General features: G+C 67.1%; 14 protein-coding genes. 11 read left to right on the top strand and 3 right to left on the bottom strand.

The features are described from left to right. Positions 1-125: 125 nt before the first annotated feature. Both ACZK5G_RS00480 and ACZK5G_RS00475 read left to right on the top strand, forming a co-directional pair. Positions 126-383 (top strand): helix-turn-helix domain-containing protein, encoded by a 258-nt coding sequence (locus ACZK5G_RS00480; protein WP_004134030.1) that lies wholly within the window; start codon positions 126-128, stop codon positions 381-383. A 3-nt stretch (positions 384-386) separates the two neighbouring features. Then, complete coding sequence (locus ACZK5G_RS00475; protein WP_049462867.1) at positions 387-1,709, top strand: type II toxin-antitoxin system HipA family toxin; 1,323 nt, start codon at positions 387-389, stop codon at positions 1,707-1,709. Here the strand turns inward: ACZK5G_RS00475 and ACZK5G_RS00470 are convergent, their stop codons facing one another. Next, complete coding sequence (locus ACZK5G_RS00470) at positions 1,710-2,324, bottom strand: DUF938 domain-containing protein (protein WP_049462868.1); 615 nt, start codon at positions 2,322-2,324, stop codon at positions 1,710-1,712. A 692-nt stretch (positions 2,325-3,016) separates the two neighbouring features. Here ACZK5G_RS00470 and ACZK5G_RS00465 point away from each other — a divergent pair. From ACZK5G_RS00465 to ACZK5G_RS00425, 9 genes are read left to right on the top strand one after another with little or no spacing between them, the layout of a single operon-like run. Continuing rightward, positions 3,017-4,648 (top strand): TldD/PmbA family protein, encoded by a 1,632-nt coding sequence (locus tag ACZK5G_RS00465; protein ID WP_478464951.1) that lies wholly within the window; start codon positions 3,017-3,019, stop codon positions 4,646-4,648. A gap of 30 nt (positions 4,649-4,678) precedes the next feature. Beyond that, positions 4,679-6,313 (top strand): TldD/PmbA family protein, encoded by a 1,635-nt coding sequence (locus ACZK5G_RS00460; protein WP_180844550.1) that lies wholly within the window; start codon positions 4,679-4,681, stop codon positions 6,311-6,313. 21 nt (positions 6,314-6,334) lie between these two features. Beyond that, positions 6,335-7,669 (top strand): TldD/PmbA family protein, encoded by a 1,335-nt coding sequence (locus tag ACZK5G_RS00455; RefSeq protein WP_019336350.1) that lies wholly within the window; start codon positions 6,335-6,337, stop codon positions 7,667-7,669. Next, a complete protein-coding gene (locus tag ACZK5G_RS00450) occupies positions 7,669-8,376 on the top strand; it encodes a DUF4159 domain-containing protein (protein ID WP_014035491.1) in 708 nt (235 codons plus the stop codon). The genes ACZK5G_RS00455 and ACZK5G_RS00450 overlap by 1 nt, the downstream gene beginning before the upstream one ends. 16 nt (positions 8,377-8,392) lie before the next feature. Then, the gene (locus ACZK5G_RS00445; protein WP_478464949.1) at positions 8,393-9,376 is read left to right on the top strand and encodes an AAA family ATPase; all 984 of its coding nucleotides are present in this window, start codon (positions 8,393-8,395) and stop codon (positions 9,374-9,376) included. Between the two features lie 7 nt (positions 9,377-9,383). Continuing rightward, on the top strand, positions 9,384-10,280 hold the full coding sequence (locus tag ACZK5G_RS00440) for a DUF58 domain-containing protein (protein WP_182267002.1): 897 nt from the start codon (positions 9,384-9,386) through the stop codon (positions 10,278-10,280). After that, positions 10,277-11,398: a BatA domain-containing protein gene (locus ACZK5G_RS00435; RefSeq protein ID WP_478464947.1), complete on the top strand. Its 1,122-nt coding sequence runs from the start codon at positions 10,277-10,279 to the stop codon at positions 11,396-11,398. The genes ACZK5G_RS00440 and ACZK5G_RS00435 overlap by 4 nt, the downstream gene beginning before the upstream one ends. Then, positions 11,395-13,569: a hypothetical protein gene (locus tag ACZK5G_RS00430; protein WP_478464945.1), complete on the top strand. Its 2,175-nt coding sequence runs from the start codon at positions 11,395-11,397 to the stop codon at positions 13,567-13,569. Before ACZK5G_RS00435 ends, ACZK5G_RS00430 begins: the two co-directional genes overlap by 4 nt. Further along, positions 13,566-15,374: a hypothetical protein gene (locus tag ACZK5G_RS00425; protein WP_478464943.1), complete on the top strand. Its 1,809-nt coding sequence runs from the start codon at positions 13,566-13,568 to the stop codon at positions 15,372-15,374. Before ACZK5G_RS00430 ends, ACZK5G_RS00425 begins: the two co-directional genes overlap by 4 nt. Before the next feature lie 99 nt (positions 15,375-15,473). On the opposite strand, the gene ACZK5G_RS00420 is transcribed toward ACZK5G_RS00425, so the two are convergent. Both ACZK5G_RS00420 and ACZK5G_RS00415 read right to left on the bottom strand, forming a co-directional pair. Continuing rightward, positions 15,474-16,148: a hypothetical protein gene (locus ACZK5G_RS00420; protein ID WP_478464942.1), complete on the bottom strand. Its 675-nt coding sequence runs from the start codon at positions 16,146-16,148 to the stop codon at positions 15,474-15,476. Between the two features lie 39 nt (positions 16,149-16,187). Then, on the bottom strand, positions 16,188-16,706 hold the full coding sequence (locus ACZK5G_RS00415) for a hypothetical protein (protein WP_012509660.1): 519 nt from the start codon (positions 16,704-16,706) through the stop codon (positions 16,188-16,190). Positions 16,707-16,918: the final 212 nt, after the last annotated feature.

The following is a 16,918-nucleotide window of genomic DNA, read 5'->3' as shown; positions in this document are numbered from 1 at the left end:
TTGCATATTGAGATAGCAATCGATAGGTTGCCTCCAGCGAAGGAAAGAGATAGGTTGCTTGTCGTAATGCAACCTATCCTTTGCGTACACGTTCGCGTACGGTCACTTTCTAGGGGACTGCCGATATGGACAGGCCGCTGCACACGGTGAGGACACCTCAACAACTGGCACCGCTGATGCGTGCGTTCAGGCGCCAGGCGGGCCTGAGCCAGGCGCAGTTGGCGGCACAGCTCGGCATAAGCCGCCAGGCAGTAGGCGCATTGGAGCGCGACCCGGCATCGGCAAGCTTCGAACGGCTGATGCGGGTCTGGGCAGTGCTGGGTCTGGAAGTCAGATTGCAGCAGCGAAGCCCCCCGGAGACAACGTCAACGTTGGAGTGGTGAGCCATGGGTACGCTGCGGGTCTGGATGAATGGTGTCGAGGTCGCGCTCTGGGATGATGTCCGGAGCGGCTCTTCCCGGCTTTCGTACGTCGACTCGTGGATCAGCTCCGCCCAGTCCCGGCCGTTGTCACTCTCACTGCCCCTGCTCCCGGAGGGTGAGAGCCATCGGGGCGATGTCGTCAACAACTACTTCGACAACCTTCTTCCCGACAACGCCGTCATCCGCAACCGGATCCGCGACAGGTTCTCCACGCGCAGCAGCGACACATTCGATCTTCTCGAAGCCATTGGCCGGGATTGCGTCGGCGCAGTGCAACTGCTGCCGCTTTCGCATACACCGGGGGACATCCAGCAGATTACGTGCGAAGCGTTGGACGAATCAGGCGTCGCTGCGATCCTGCGTCAGGTGACGGCAGGGAATCTACCTGGCGCACCCACCAGTGATGATGCGTTCCGCATATCCATCGCCGGTGCGCAGGAGAAGACGGGACTTCTGCTGCATGCTGGCCAGTGGTGCATTCCCACCGGCAGTACCCCATCCACCCATATCTTCAAGCTGCCGCTTGGCATTGTGGGCAACATGCGGGCGGACATGCACCAATCCGTCGAGAACGAATGGCTGTGCATGCAACTGCTTTCCGCCTTTGGAATCCCCGTTGCGAATACGCAGATGGGACGCTTCAAGGACGAACGCGCGCTTATTGTGGAGCGATTCGACCGCCGCCTTTCTGCGGATCGCCGGTGGTGGCTGCGGCTGCCGCAGGAAGACATGTGCCAGGTCTTCGGTCTACCCGCTGCCAGGAAGTATGAATCCGATGGCGGCCCAGGCATCGTGACCATCATGGATCTGCTTCGACAATCCGAGCATTTCGAGGATCGGGCGACCTTCTTCAAGACGCAGATTCTTTTCTGGATGTTGGCTGCAACCGATGGACATGCCAAGAACTTCAGTGTTTACCTCGAAGCCGGTGGACGCTTCCGCCTGACACCCGTCTACGACGTATTGTCGGTGCATCCCATCCTGGGTAGGGGGCCAAACCAGCTCGACCCGCGGAATGCACAGCTCGCCATGTCCGTCCAGGGCAAGAATCGCCACCGGAAGCTGCACCTTGTGCGACGACGCCATTGGAACGAAACCGCACGCGCCTGTGGTGTCGCTGATGGTGCGGAGCCGTGGATCGAAGCGCTGATCGCAGCCGTCGAACCCGCCATCGAGCAGGTCGCGCGTCAGCTCCCAAGTGATTTCCCCGTAAACGTGTCCGAACCCATTTTCAACGGGCTGCGCGCTGCGGCGGCACGCCTTTCCAGCATGTCGCCGGACGCCTGATCACCCCAGCCGCCACAGCAGCAACCGGTTGTTGGCCGGCATCGCCACATCACCCAGGCGGGTGAAGCCGTTGTCCGCCGCCAGCGCCTGCACCGCTTCCACATCGCGGATGCCGCTGCGTGGATCACGCGCCTTAAGCCAGGCATCGAACTGCGCGTTGCTGTCGCTGGTGTAGCGGCCGCCGTAGTTGAACGGGCCGTACACCGCCAGCAGCGCACCATGCCGCAGCACCGACGGCAGCGCGGCGAACAGCGCCTGCACATGCTCCCAGCCCATGATGTGCAACGTGTTGGCACTGAATGCGGCATCGAACGTGCTGCCCTCGGGCAACGACAGGCCCGGCGCCGGGGGGAGTTCCACCTGCAGTGCCACCGGCGGCAGCAGATTCAGCAACGCCGCCTCCGCGCGCCAGGCCTCGATGCCCGGCAGATGGTCCGGATGATCGCTGGGCTGCCAGCGCAGCCAGGGCCAGCGCTCGGCGAAGAACGCCGCGTGCTGGCCGGTGCCACTGCCGATCTCCAGCAGCCGATGGCGGTCGCCCATCCACGGGTCGAGTGCGGTGGCGATGGGTTCGCGGTTGCGCTCGCAGGCTTCTGAATACGGCTTGCTCGACATCAGGGACGGTGTCCAGGCGGGGTCGGCCCCATTGTGCACGAGGGGGTGTTGCTCGGCAGGGCTTGCAGCCCTGCACCTGCTTCAGGCCAGGACAACGTCAACGTCAGAAGCGGGCATTCCGTGGGATGGCGGGGCGGTGTGGGTGGTCAGGACACGCCGTAAACCCATCCATGGGGGCTCGATGGCGCCATCCATGGCGCCAACGGTCCTGCCCACCCACACCGCCCCGCCTCTGACAGATTTCGTGTGCTGTTGGTAGGTGTCGACCGTTGGTCGACACATCTGTCAGATATCAATTTTTAAGACGTGATCCGACCGCGTGCCGACCAACGGTCGGCACCCACCAACAGCAGCAGGTTCCAACAGCTCGCAGGAAACCGTCGAAGGCGGGGTGGGTCCGGTTGCGGGGGCGTGAGCGCCATGGATGGCGCGACCGAGCCTCCATGGACGGATTTACGGCGTCCCCCGCAACCGGACCCACCCCGCCAACCCACGGATGGCCAGCTTTCGACGTTGACCTTGACGTTGCCTTGGCTTGTAGCCTCTGCGGGTGCAGGGCGCAGCCCTGCCGAAACCCACCCAACCATGACTGCAGTCACTTGCCCGGACGCGCCGCGCTGGCGAAAGTCGAGGAGTTGACGTGATCGGTCCGGCCCGTTGCCAACCGCACGCAAGCGAGAGAGAGAAACGCTGTGCAACGACGTGAGTTCCTGGCTTTTTCCGGTCTGGGCCTGGCGGGCCTGCTGCTGCCGCATTCCCGTGCCATCGCCGCCGAGCAGCTGCTCGCCCCGGTCGATACCGCCCAGCGCAGACGCCTGGCGGACGTTGCGCTCGCCGCCGCACGCAACGCCAAGGCCAGCTACTGCGACGTGCGCATCGGCCGCTATCTCAACCAGTCGGTCATCACCCGCGAGCACCAGGTCGGCAATGTGACCAACCGCGAATCGTCCGGTGTCGGCGTGCGGGTGATCGTCAACGGCGCCTGGGGCTTTGCCGCTACCCACCAGCAGACCGAGGCTGCCGTGCGCGCGGCGGTCGAGCAGGCCGCAGCGATCGCCCGCGCCAACGCCGGCATCCAGACCCGGCCGGTGCAGCTGGCACCGACGCCGTCGGTGGGCGAGGTGCGCTGGCAGACCCCGGTGCGCAGGAACGCGATGGCGGTGCCGATCCAGGACAAGGTCGAGCTGTTGCTGGCACTCAACGCCGCCGCGCTGAATGCGGGCGCCGACTACATCAATTCCACCCTGTTCCTGGTCAATGAACAGAAGTACTTCGCCTCCAGCGACGGCTCGTTCATCGACCAGGACATCCATCGCATCTGGCTGCCGTTCACTGCCACCGCCATCGACAAGGCCAGCGGCAGGTTCCGCACTCGTGCCGGCCTGTCCTCGCCGATGGGCATGGGCTACGAGTTCCTCGATGGCGATGCGCGCGGCAAGGTGCAGCTGCCCGGTGGCATCACCGCCTACCGCGATTCCTACGACCCGGTCGAGGACGCCATCGCCGCCGCCCGCCACGCGCGCGAGAAGCTGAAGGCGCCGTCGGTGAAGCCGGGCAAGTACGACCTGGTGCTGGACCCGTCCAACCTGTTCCTGACCATCCACGAGAACGTTGGCCACCCGCTGGAGCTGGACCGCGTGCTCGGCTACGAAGCCAACTACGCCGGCACCAGCTTCGCCACGCTGGACAAGCGCGATGCCGGTTTCCGCTGGGGCAGCGACATCGTCACCTTCTTCGCCGACAAGACCCAACCGGGCAGCCTCGGTGCGGTCGGCTACGACGACGAAGGCGTGAAGACCCAGCGCTGGGACCTGGTGCGCGACGGCATCCTGGTCGATTACCAGGCCACCCGCGATGAGGCCCACATCCTCGGCCGCGATGCATCGCATGGCTGCAGCTATGCCGATTCCTGGTCCAGTGTGCAGTTCCAGCGCATGGCCAATGTCTCGCTGGCGCCGGGCAAAAAGCCGCTCAGCGTCGAGGACATGATCAAGGACGTGGAGAACGGCATCTACATCCACGGCCGCGGGTCGTATTCGATCGACCAGCAGCGCTACAACGCGCAGTTCGGTGGTCAGCTGTATTACCAGATCAAGGACGGAAAGATCGCCGGCATGGTCGAGGATGCGGCCTACCAGATCCGCACGCCGGAGTTCTGGAACGCGTGCACCGCGATCTGCGATGAGCGTGACTTCCGCCTGGGTGGTTCGTTCTTCGACGGCAAGGGCCAGCCCGGCCAGGTCTCGGCGGTCTCGCACGGTTCGTCCACCACCCGCTTCAACGGCATCAACATCATCAACACCGCGCGCAGTCTCGGCGCTTGAGCCACCCATCCTTCGACATGGAGAGCAGCCTTGCAAAGACGTGACTTCCTGGCCCTGACCGGGCTTACCGCGGGCGGGCTGATCGTGCCTTCCTTCTTCGGCAAGGCGATTGCCGCCGAACAACTGCAGAGCACGCTGGACCTGGGGCTGAAGAAGCGCCTGGCCGATGCAGCGCTGGCCGCTGCCCGCCAGGCCGGTGCCACCTACTGCGACGTGCGCATCGGCCGCTACCTGCGGCAGTTCGTGATCACCCGCGAGGACAAGGTGCAGAACGTGGTGAACACCGAGTCCACCGGCGTGGGTATCCGCGTGATCGTCAACGGTGCGTGGGGCTTCGCCGCCACCAATGCGCTGGGTACGGCCGATGTAGCCAAGGCCGCGCAGCAGGCCGCAGCAATCGCCAAGGCCAATGCCGGCGTGCAGACCGCACCGGTACAGCTGGCCAAGGCGCCGGGCGTGGGTGAGGTGAGCTGGCGCACGCCGATCCGCAAGAATGCGATGGAAGTGCCGATCAAGGACAAGGTCGGCCTGCTGCTGGACGTCAACGCTGCGGCGATGGGCGCCGGCGCCAGCTTCGTCAATTCGATGCTGTTCCTGGTCAACGAGCAGAAGTACTTCGCCTCCACCGATGGTTCCTATATCGACCAGGACGTGCACCGCATCTGGGCACCGATGACGATCACCGCCATCGACAAGTCCAGCGGCAAGTTCCGTACCCGCGAAGGCCTGTCCTCGCCGATGGGCCTGGGCTACGAGTATCTGGACGGCGCGGCTGCCGGCAAGGTGGTCAGCCCGAATGGCGTGGTCAACTACAGCTCTTCCTACAACATGAAGGAAGATGCCATCGCCGCCGCCAAGCAGGCACAGGAAAAGCTGAAGGCCCCGTCGGTGAAGCCGGGCAAGTACGATCTGGTGCTCGACCCGTCGCACACCTGGCTGACCATCCATGAGTCGATCGGCCACCCGCTGGAGCTGGACCGCGTGCTCGGCTACGAAGCCAACTACGCCGGCACCAGCTTCGCCACCCTGGACAAGCGCGAACAGCATTTCCAGTACGGCAGCGAGCTGGTCAACATCTTCGCCGACAAGACCCAGCCGGGCAGCCTCGGTGCGGTGGCGTACGACGATGAAGGCGTGAAGTGCAAGCGCTGGGACCTGATCAGCAACGGCAAACTGGTGGATTACCAGACCATCCGCGACCAGGCCCACATCCTCGGCAAGACCGAGTCCGACGGCTGCTGCTACGCCGACTCGTGGTCCAGCGTGCAGTTCCAGCGCATGGCCAACGTGTCGATGGCACCGGGCAAGAAGCCGCTGAGCGTGCCGGACCTGATCAAGGACGTGGAGAACGGCATCTACATCATCGGTGATGGTTCGTTCTCGATCGACCAGCAGCGCTACAACGCGCAGTTCGGCGGCCAGCTGTTCTACGAGATCAAGAACGGCCAGATCACCCGCATGCTGGAAGACGTGGCCTACCAGATCCGCACACCGGAGTTCTGGAACGCCTGCACCGCCGTGGCCGACGAGAGTGACTACCGCCTGGGCGGTTCGTTCTTCGACGGCAAGGGCCAGCCGGGCCAGGTTTCGGCGGTCTCGCACGGTTCGTCGACCGCGCGCTTCAACGGCATCAACGTCATCAACACCGCACGCAGCCTCGGCTGATCGGTCAGGAGCCCTTACACCATGAGTATCTTCACCGAAGCCCAGGCCAAGGCCATCCTCGACAAGGTCATCGCCCTGTCCAAGGCCGACGAATGCACCGCCGTGCTGGCCGGCGCGATCAGCGGCAACATCCGTTTCGCGCTGAACAACGTCTCAACCAGCGGCATCGTCGACAACACCGAGCTGGCGGTCACCGTCGCCTTCGGCAAGCGCGTGGGTACCGCCTCGATCAACGAGTTCGACGATGCCGCGCTGGAGCGCGTGGTACGCCGCGCCGAAGACCTGGCGCGCCTGGCGCCGGAGAACCCGGAGTTCATGCCGGCCATCGGCAAGCAGAGCTATCGCGCCAGCCCGACCTTCAGCGAATCCACTGCAGCGATCGATCCGGCGTTCCGCGCCAAGGTCGCCGCCGATTCGATCGCCCCGTGCCGTGGCCACGGCCTGATCGCCGCCGGCTTCCTCGAGGACGGCCAGGGCTTCCAGGCCACCGCCAACAGCAACGGCAACTTCGCCTACCAGCGCACCACCAACTTCGACTACACCTGCACCGTGCGTACCGAAGATGGCCGCGGTTCGGGCTGGGTCGGCCGCAACCTGAAGGATGCCGCCGACTTCAAGGCTGACCAGGACATCCGCATCGCCATGCGCAAGGCCACCGAATCGGCCGAAGCCAAGGCGCTGGAGCCGGGCAAGTACACGGTGATCCTGGAACCGGCCGCGGCCGCGGGCCTGATCAGCTTCATGATGAACTTCTTCAGCGCACGCTCGGCCGATGAAGGCCGCAGCTTCCTGTCGAAGAAGGGCGGTGGCAACAAACTGGGCGAGCAGGTCTACGACCCGCGCGTGACCATGATTGCCGATCCGTGGCACCCGGACGCACCGGTGCTGCCGTGGGACGGCGAAGGCATGCCACGCGAGCGCATGGCGATCATCGAGAACGGCAAGATCGCCAACCTGGACTACTCGCGCTTCTGGGCGCAGAAGCAGGGCAAGACCGCCAAGGCAACGCCGGGCAACCTGCTGATGAGCGGTGGTGACAAGAGCACCGCCGAGCTGGTGCGCGGCACCCAGAAGGGCATCCTGGTCACCCGTACCTGGTACATCCGCATGGTCGATCCGCAGACCGTGCTGCTGACCGGCCTCACCCGCGACGGCACCTTCTACATCGAGAACGGCCAGATCAAGCACCCGGTGAAGAACTTCCGCTTCAACGAGTCGCCGGTGATCATGCTCAACAACATCGAAGAGCTGGGCAAGCCGGTGCGCGTGGCCGGTGATGAATCCAGCTACGTGATGATGATCCCGCCGATGAAGCTGCGCGATTTCACCTTCACCTCGCTGTCCGACGCGGTCTGATGGATCGCCGGGCCTGCCTGCGCTGGTTGGCCGCTGCCGCTTCGGCGGCGGCGCTGCCAGCCTGGGCGCAGTCAGGCCCGCGCAGTTCGCGCTACGACTTCTGGTTCACCCGCCTGCAGTACGACTCCGGTGACTGGGACGTGGACGCGCGCATGCCGTCCAACCTGATCACCTCGCTGATCGACTACACCTCGCTGCGCGTGGATCCGCAGGAGCATGTGGTGGCGCTGGCCGACCCGCGCATGCTGGAAGCGCCGTTCTGCTACCTGGCCGGGCACACACTGGTGGAGTTCAACGCCGCCGAGCGGCAGAACTTCGTGCGCTACGTGCGCAATGGCGGCTTCGTCTTCGTCGACGACTGCAACCATGATATCGACGGGCTGTTCGCCACCTCGTTCGAGGCACAGATGGGTCGCCTGTTCGGTCCCAAGGCATTGCAGAAGCTGCCTAACAGCCACGCGCTGTACCGCAGTTTCTTCCGCTTCCCCGACGGGCCACCGGCCACCAGTTTCGAGCTCAACGGCTGGGGCGACGACCTGGTGCACGACTATCTGAAGGGCATCGAGGTCGATGGCCGCCTGGGCCTGCTCTACAGCAACAAGGACTACGGCTGCGAGTGGGACTACGACTGGCGCAACAAGCGCTTCCTGGCCGAAGACAACACCCGCTTCGGCGTCAACATCGTGATGTACGCGTTGAACAATTGATAGGACCTGCACGCCCATGACCACCGCTGACCTCGACTCCCTGCTGCCGCGCCTGCACGATCTGCGCGCTGCGCTCGCACGCGCGGTGGTGGGCCAGAACACCGTGGTCGAACAGCTGCTGATCGGCCTGCTGGCCGGCGGCCACTGCCTGCTGGAAGGCGCCCCGGGGCTGGGCAAGACCCTGCTGGTGCGCTCGCTCGGGCAGGCGCTGGAGCTGCAGTTCCGGCGCGTGCAGTTCACCCCGGACCTGATGCCCAGCGACATCCTCGGCACCGAGCTGCTGGAGGAAGACCACGGCACCGGCCATCGCCACTTCCGTTTCCAGCAGGGCCCGATCTTCACCAACCTGCTGCTGGCCGACGAACTCAACCGCACCCCGCCCAAGACCCAGGCCGCGCTGCTGGAAGCGATGCAGGAACGCACGGTCAGCTACGCCGGCACCACCTACGCATTGCCCGCGCCATTCTTCGTGCTGGCTACGCAGAACCCGATCGAGCAGGCCGGTACCTACCCGCTGCCGGAGGCACAGCTCGACCGCTTCCTGCTGCACGTGCTGGTGGATTACCCGAGCGAGGACGAAGAGCGGCAGATCCTGGAACAGACCACCGGCGGTGCCACCGACGCGGTGCCGAAGGTGATGGATGCCGAAGCGGTGATCGCGCTGCAGGCCGCAGTACGCCAGGTGCATGTCAGCCCTGATGTGCTGGCCTGGATCACCCGCCTGGTACGCGCCAGCCGCCCAGGCGAAGGCGCACCGGCGGCGATCAACCAGTGGGTGAAATGGGGTGCCGGCCCGCGCGCCGGGCAGTCGCTGGTGCTGGCGGCGAAGGCACGCGCATTGCTGCAGGGCCGCTTCGCCGCCACCCGCGAGGATGTGCAGGCACTGGCCGCACCGGTGATGCGCCATCGCCTGCTGCTGTCGTTCGCCGCCGAGGCCGAGCAGAAGCGTGCCGACGACGTGGTCGCCACCCTGCTGCAGGCCGTGCCGTTCCCGGGTTGAGCCACGCGTGAACGCAGGTGCCCCGCTGACGTTGCCACCGGAACTGCGTGCGCGCCTGCGCCTGCTGCGGTTGCGGCCGCGCCTGGCCAGCGGTGCGAGCGGCATTGGCCAGCACGCCAGCCGCAGCCGTGGTGCCGGCCTGGAGTTCGCCCAGTACCGGGCCTACGAGCCGGGCGACGAACTGCGCCAGATCGACTGGAAGCTGTATGCACGCTCGGACCGCTTCTTCGTGCGCGAATCCGAACGCGAAAGCCCGATCACGGTCTGGCTGCTGCTCGATGCCACCGCCTCGGCCGGCCAGGCCGATCGCGCGGCACCACAGCGCACGCGCCTGGACCACATGCGCGGCGTGGCCGCCTGCGTGGTCGAACTGGCCCTGCAGCAGGGCGACCGTTTCGGCCTGCTGGCGATCAACGGCGATGGACTGCAACTGGTGCCCGCAGCGAACGGCGCACGCCAGCGTGACCGCGTGCATCTGCAACTTCATGCGCTGCAGGCGCGCGGTGGCTGGCCTGCGGCCGATCGCCTGCGCCCGCTGTGGGAACGCGTACGCCCCGGCGACATGCTGCTGGCCATTGGCGATGGCTTTGATGAAGCCGGCATCGTGCTGCTGGAACAACTGGCCAGCGCGCGCCGTGAAGTGGCCCTGCTGCAGATCCTGACTGCCGACGAACGCGACTTCCCATTCGACGCCAGCCACCGCTTCCGCGATCCGGAGACCGGCGAGGAACTGCTGGGCGATGGCGCGGCGATCCGCGCCGACTACCTGCAACGCTTCGCCGACGCACGTACCGCATTGCAGTCGCGGCTGCAGGCCAGCGGGATTGCCAGCGCAGCCGGCTGGCTCGACCAACCGCTGGACCAGCCGCTGCAGGCGCTGTTTGGCCGTGGGGGCGGTGCATGACCCTGCTGTTCCCATTGGGTCTGGCCGCGCTGGCCGCGTGGCTGCTGCCACTGCTGATCCACCTCGCCCGCCGCCATCCGTACACACCGCTGGATTTCGCCGCGCTGCGCTGGCTGCGCGCACAGATCCGGCCACGCCAGCGCATCCGCTTCGATGACTGGCCATTGCTGCTGGTGCGCCTGCTGTTGCTGGCCGCGCTGGCCTTGTTGCTGGCACGGCCTGCGTTGACCGGCCCCGTGCCGGCCCCCAGTGCGTGGACGGTGGTGGCCCCAGGACTGGATGCCACGGCGCTGCGTGGCACGGCCAAGGATGGCAACTGGCATTGGCTGGCGCCCGGCTTCCCGGCCATTGATCAGGCGCCACCTGCAGCCAGCGCATCCCTGCCCAGCCTGCTGCGCGAACTGGACGCGCAGCTGCCCGTTGGCACCGCATTGACCGTGCACGTTCCCGATCCCCTGCCCGGCCTGGATGGCGCCCGCCTGCAGCTGTCGCGTGAGGTGCAGTGGCGCCCGCAGCCGATGCCGGTCACTGCGCAACCGCGTGCCGCAACGTCGCCGCACCTGCGCGTGCACAGCGATGCTTCGGCCGCTGCCCAGCACTGGTTGAATGCACTGCAGCGCGCGTGGGGCGTACAGGCGCCGCTCGCTCCTCTGGTGGCGGATGCCCTGCCCGAACGCGGCGAGATCGGCGTATGGAGCCGCAACGACGCACTGCCGGCGAACTGGCAGGCGTGGCTGCGCGACGGCGGCAGTGTGCTGATCGCCGCCAAGCCCGCCACGGAAGCCCAGGTCCTGCTGCGCAGCGCCGAAGGCGTGCCGCTGTTGTGGCAGCAACGTGTCGGCCTTGGCCGCCTGCTGTCACTACCGGGTGATTGGGATGCCGCCAGCAACACCGCGCTGCGCGATCCACAGCTGCCGCGTGCCCTGCTGCTGGCCCTGCAACCGCCTCCGCTGCCACGCCTCGGCGATGCCCAGGATCAGGCACCTCACCATGCAGCACTGCCTGCGGCAACGCCGCCACTGCGCGAGCTCACACCATGGTTGCTGCTGGCAATCGTGCTGCTGTTCGCACTGGAACGCTGGATGGCCAGCAGCGCGCGGCGCAGGGCGATCGCATGAAGACGCTGCAGCATGCCTGGCAACGTGCGCGTCGTCGCCGCGCCGCCATCACCCTGCTGCTGGGCCTGCCGTGGGCGCTGGCTGCGACGGCGCTCGCACTGCGGCTGTCCGGTTTCGATATCGCCTGCGTGGTCGCCACGGTCAGCCTGCTCGCCTGCGCGGCCTTCGCCACTGCACGTGCCCGCCAGCTGGACCGCCAGTGGCTGCAGCGCCAACTCGATGGCAGCGGTACGAGCGAAGACAGCGCCGATCTGCTGTTCGCCGACGCCACCACGCTCAATCCGCTGCAGCAGCGCCAGCGTGTGCATGTGCTGGCCACGCTGGAACGCGCGATGCCGGAACTGCGTCCGCGCTGGCCGCGTGGGGCATTGGCGCTGTGCTGGATCGCAGGCCTGGCCATCGTTGCGCTGGCACTCGGCTGGCCGCGTTCGAATCCCGGTTCCGCGCCTGCTCGCACGTCGGCGCCAGGCAGTACGGCTGCCGCGGGCCCACTGCACCTGCAGTCCACCCGCCTGCGCATCGACGCACCGGCTTATACCGGCCAGTCCACGCTCACCCAGAACGCACTGGATGCCAAGGTCGCCGCCGACAGCCGGCTGTCGTGGTCGTTGCGCTTCGACCACGCACCGGCCAAGGCATGGCTGCAGTTCCACGATGGTCGACGGCTGCCGCTGAGCGAGCGCGATGGGCAGTGGCAGGCACAGGATGTGGCGCGCACGCCGGTGCTGTACCGCGTGGTGAGCGAACCGGCGCTGGCCGAAACCCGCCTGTACCGGCTGGATGTAGTGGCCGACCGCGCGCCCAGCGTGCGCGTGCTGGAGCCGGCCGCCAGCCTGGTGCTGGGCACGCCCGGGCAACGGCAATGGGCGCTGCGCTTCGAGGCCAGCGACGATTACGGTGTCGCGGCGCAGGCAACGCTGTCGATCACCACCACCCAGGGCAGCGGTGAGAACATCACCTTCGTGAAGCGCAGCGTCACGCTTGCCGGCAGCGGCGAAGCCACCGCGCGGCGTTTCGCCCATACCCTTGATCTTGCTGCGCTGGGCGCACAGCCCGGCAACGATGTCATCGCCCAGCTGGAAGTGCGCGACAACCATGCGCCCACGCCGCAGACCGGGCGCAGCAGCAGCGTGATCCTGCGCCTGCCCAGCACCGAAGTCGCACTCGGTGCAGAGCTGGAAGGCCGCATCAAGAAGACCCTGCCGGCCTACTTCCGCAGCCAGCGGCAGATCATCATCGATGCCGAAACGCTGATCCGACAGCGCCGCACTCTTGCCGCCGAGGACTTCGTGAAGCGCAGTGATGCGATCGGTGTCGACCAGCGCATCCTGCGCCTGCGCTACGGTCAGTTCCTGGGTGAGGAAAGCGAAGGTGCGCCGAAGCCACCGCCGACCAGCGACCTGCCCACCAGCGATACGCCCGCCGCAGACGACCACGATCACGACGACGATCACGATCACGACCATGGCGCCGAGGCCGGAGCGCACGATGAGCATGGCCACGATCACGGCGGCAAGGCGTCCAATGCCGATACGCCACCGGTGTTCGGCAGCGCCACCGACGTGCTCTCGGAATACGGACACACCCATGACCACGCCGAGGCGGCCACCCTGCTCGATCCGCAGACCCGCGCCACGCTGAAGGCCGCGCTGGACCAGATGTGGTCGGCCGAAGGCGAGCTGCGCCAGGGCCGTCCGGAGCAGGCATTGCCCTTCGCCTACAAGGCATTGGGCTTCATCAAGCAGGTGCAGCAGGCCGAACGCATCTATCTGGCACGTGTCGGACCGGAGCTGCCACCGATCGATGAAGGCCGCCGCCTCGGCGGTGACCGTGCCGGGCTGGCCAGTCGTGAACTGCCGCTGGCCGCCCGCACCCCGCCCGATCCGGCCATCGTCGAAGCCTGGCAGCGTCTCGGCGACGACACCGGCGCGCCGGATCTGGACGCGCTCGCGACCTGGCAGCAGCGCAACGCGGCCTACCTGCCCGATGCACTCGATCTGGCTGCGGCCATCGAGCAGCTGCGCATCGAGCCCGGTTGCCAAGACTGTCGCCAGCGCCTGCGTGCACAGTTGTGGCGGGCGCTGCAGCGTCCGCTGCCGCAGGCGATGCGGCGCAGTGCCGCCGATGCGATGGGCCAGCGCTACCTCGACGCGCTGGAGGCGCAGCCATGAACGCCTCCGCTGTGAACCTGTGGATTGCGCTGGCACTCGCCCTGATCGTGGTCATCGCCAGCGTGCGCCAGCTGCGTGGAGACACCGCGCACCCCGGCCGCCGGTGGATCGTGATCGCACTGCAGATCATCGTCGCCGCGCTGCTGTATTTCTGCCTGGTACCGCCCACCCGCCAGCAACCTGCAGGCGGGCTGGTGGTGCTCGGAACCGATGCCGGCAAGGCCGGCGCACTCCCGGGCAGCGAAGGCCCGCTGTTGCTGTTGCCGGAAGCTGCCGATGTGCCCGGCGCACAGCGCGTACCCGACCTGGCCACCGCGCTGCGCCAGCATCCGGCCGCCACGCTGACGCTGGTCGGTGCTGGCCTCGCCGCACGTGATCGCGACGCGGTGTTGCCGCCGGATGTACGTTGGCAGGCCGCACCGGAGCCGCGCGGCTGGATCGCACTGCAACCACCGGCCGATGTCGCTCCCGGTGCTCGTTTTGACGTCCAGGCACAGGCGCGTGGCGCGGCCAAAGCGAAAGCAGTGCTGCTTGACCCCGCCGACAGCGTGGTTGATCGCACGGACGTTGCCGAGGACGGGCGCGTGAAGCTCAGCGGCATCGCCCGCGCCGAGGGCCGCAGCGTGTTCCAGCTGCGCCTGCTCGATGCCGACGGCCATGTGGTGGACAGCGTACCGGTGCCGCAGCAGACCCTGCCGGCCGCACCGCTGCGCCTGCTGGTGCGCGCCAGTGCGCCGGGTCCAGAGCTGAAGTACCTGCGGCGTTGGGCGGCCGATGCCGGCATCCGCGTGCAGGTGCAGGCCGATACCGGGGCGGGTGTCAGCGTGGGAGATGGCGCGGTCGCGCTGGATGCGGCGTCACTCGCGCGCAGCGATCTGCTGTTGCTGGACGAGCGCAGCCTGGCCGCATTGAGTGCCGGCCAGCTGGCTGCCGTGCGGCAGGCGTTGCGCGAGGGACTGGGCGTGCTGGTACGCAGTGCGGGCGCACCTTCGGCCAGCGCGCGCCAGCGCCTGCAGGATCTTGGTCTACCGGTGCAAGGCGATGGCAGCAGCCACGCCCTCGAACTTCCCGGCGACGGCGACAGCGCGGTCCTCGCCGCACGACGTGGCCCGCTCGCCGCGGGTACGCTGCCGACCGGCTACGGCGAAGAGGCTGACCGCAGCTCGCACAATGCTCCCCTGCCTGCGCTGGAAGCACTCGCGCTGCAGGCACCGGGCAGCACCGCCCTGCTGCAGGATGGCACGGGCAAGGCTGTCGGTGGCTGGCGCGCTGCCGGCAAGGGCCGCATCGGCCTGCTGCCGCTGACCGACAGCTGGCGCTGGGTACTGGCCGGGCGCGACGACCGCCACGGCGAACTGTGGAGCGGCGTGGTGGCCACGCTGGCACGTGCACAGGGCAGCGCTGATGCGCTTTGGTCACCGCAACCGATCGGCTGGGCAGGCGAACGACAGACGCTGTGCGGTGTGCAGGCGCCGCTGCAGGTCTTCAACAGGCGTGGCGACGATGTACCCCTGATCGTCGATGGCGCGACGTCGGCGCTGCGCTGCGCTGGCTGGTGGCCCCGCGAACCGGGCTGGCAGCGCCTGCAGCACGGCGACATCGTTGTCTGGCGCTATGTGTTCGATCCGAAGGATGCACCGACGCTGCATCGGCAGACGATGATCGATGCGACCACACGTGCACTGGCTGCCAGCACGCCGGCAGATGCGTCAGTGATGCAACCCGTGGCAGGCCTACGCTGGCCGTGGTGGCTGGCATTCGTGTTGTGCGCATCGCTGCTGTGGTGGCTGGAACGGCGACGCTGAGCCCATCGATTGGATCGCGGACAGCATCCACGCATGGCGTGGATCTACTGGCCGGTTGCCCTGGTAGATGCCAACCTTGGTTGGCGCCTTTCCGCGAGGTCAACGCGTGCCCGCGCGCCGGTACACGCCGTTGAAGCGCACGTTCATGCCACCGCATTCGCTGTTGTCGGCCACGATCAGCACCTCCCCCAGCGAATGCACGCGCACCTTGCAGGTGTCCTCTGCAAACTCGACATCGGCACCACGCGGCGCCGCGCGCGCTTCCACCTGGCCCATGTTCGGCCCGTAGGGGCGCTGCTCCGGCGTGGGGTTGGCGGAGGGCCAGTAGGCGTCACCCTCCACATGTAGTTGCCCGCCCTGCATGGTGATGCGCAGGCCGTTGTCGCCGTCCTTCCAGTGGCCCGCCCAATCCTGCAGCGACGGCACGACCACCGGCAACGCCTGCAGCTTGCTGCGGTCCACCCAGCCAGCACTGCCACCCACCTTGTTCGGGAAGAACGCGCAGCGGTAGCGGCCAAGATCACGCCCGGTCACCACGGTATCGCCATTGACCACATAGCTGCGCTGTCGGCAGGCCGGTTCGCCCTTCGCCGGGCAGCCGTCCATGTCGCCAAGCAGGTACAGACGGGGCGCATCGACCACCCGCGCCAGAGCGAACCGGCTCTGTTCAGAGGGAAACGCGCCATTGCGGCAGGCGCCATCACCGGCGATGCCATCGGCGAAGGCGGACGCCGGCAGCAATGCGGCCAGCAGGCAGATCGAACGCAGGAACATGGCAGCACTAGCGGTGGGGAGCCGGCAGGATATACCGGCCTACTTCACCGGCGGTGCATCGCCGGCATCCTGCTCCTGGGAGAACCGCAGCGCACGCTGCTGCTGTTCGGCACTGAGCTCCGGCGGTGGCCGCGCCACGGCGGCCTGGATCTGCGCCGGTCCGCCGGTGAGTTTGTTGATCCCCTTGGCCGCCGCCATCACACCCTTGACCACGCCCATCATGATGTAACCACCGCCCATGCTGACCTGCTCCGGCGACGGCGGTTCGCTCCAGTCGCGACTGAAGCGGTTGTCGCCGAACTTCACCGGGTTCTTGAAACGGTACAGATCCAGCGGCTCGTCTTCGGGCTTGAGCGCACGCACTTCGCCAAGGGTGGTGACGTTGTCCTGCGGCAGGGTGGTGGAGATCGGCGCGGTGGTTGCCGCCGGCGCATCTGCAGGAGGTTCGGGCGCTGGGTCGGGCACCGCTACCGGCGTGGCCTGCTGCGCCTGCGCGATACCGGCCAGCAGCATGCTGGCCAGGACGGCTCCCTGCGTTCCACGTCGTGCCACAGCCATCCACCCTGTTGGTTGCGTCCAGCGCCCAAGGATACGGATACCGGCTTCAGATTTCGTTGCTGCACTGGCAGCTGTTCAGCCAGGGGAGATGCGGCGACGCCACGGGACGCGAGCACTGAACGGTTCATGCCCTTGGTGTGCGGTGTCTCACATCCTGAGACGTGAGTGTGGTGCCATGTGACCCCTCGCAATCCGTCCCGGCTCCACTTTCC

The organism is Stenotrophomonas sp. 62841_Sma (genome assembly GCF_056482945.1).
Note: the sequence above shows the minus strand (reverse complement) of the source record. Positions and strands in the feature narration are given on the sequence as shown.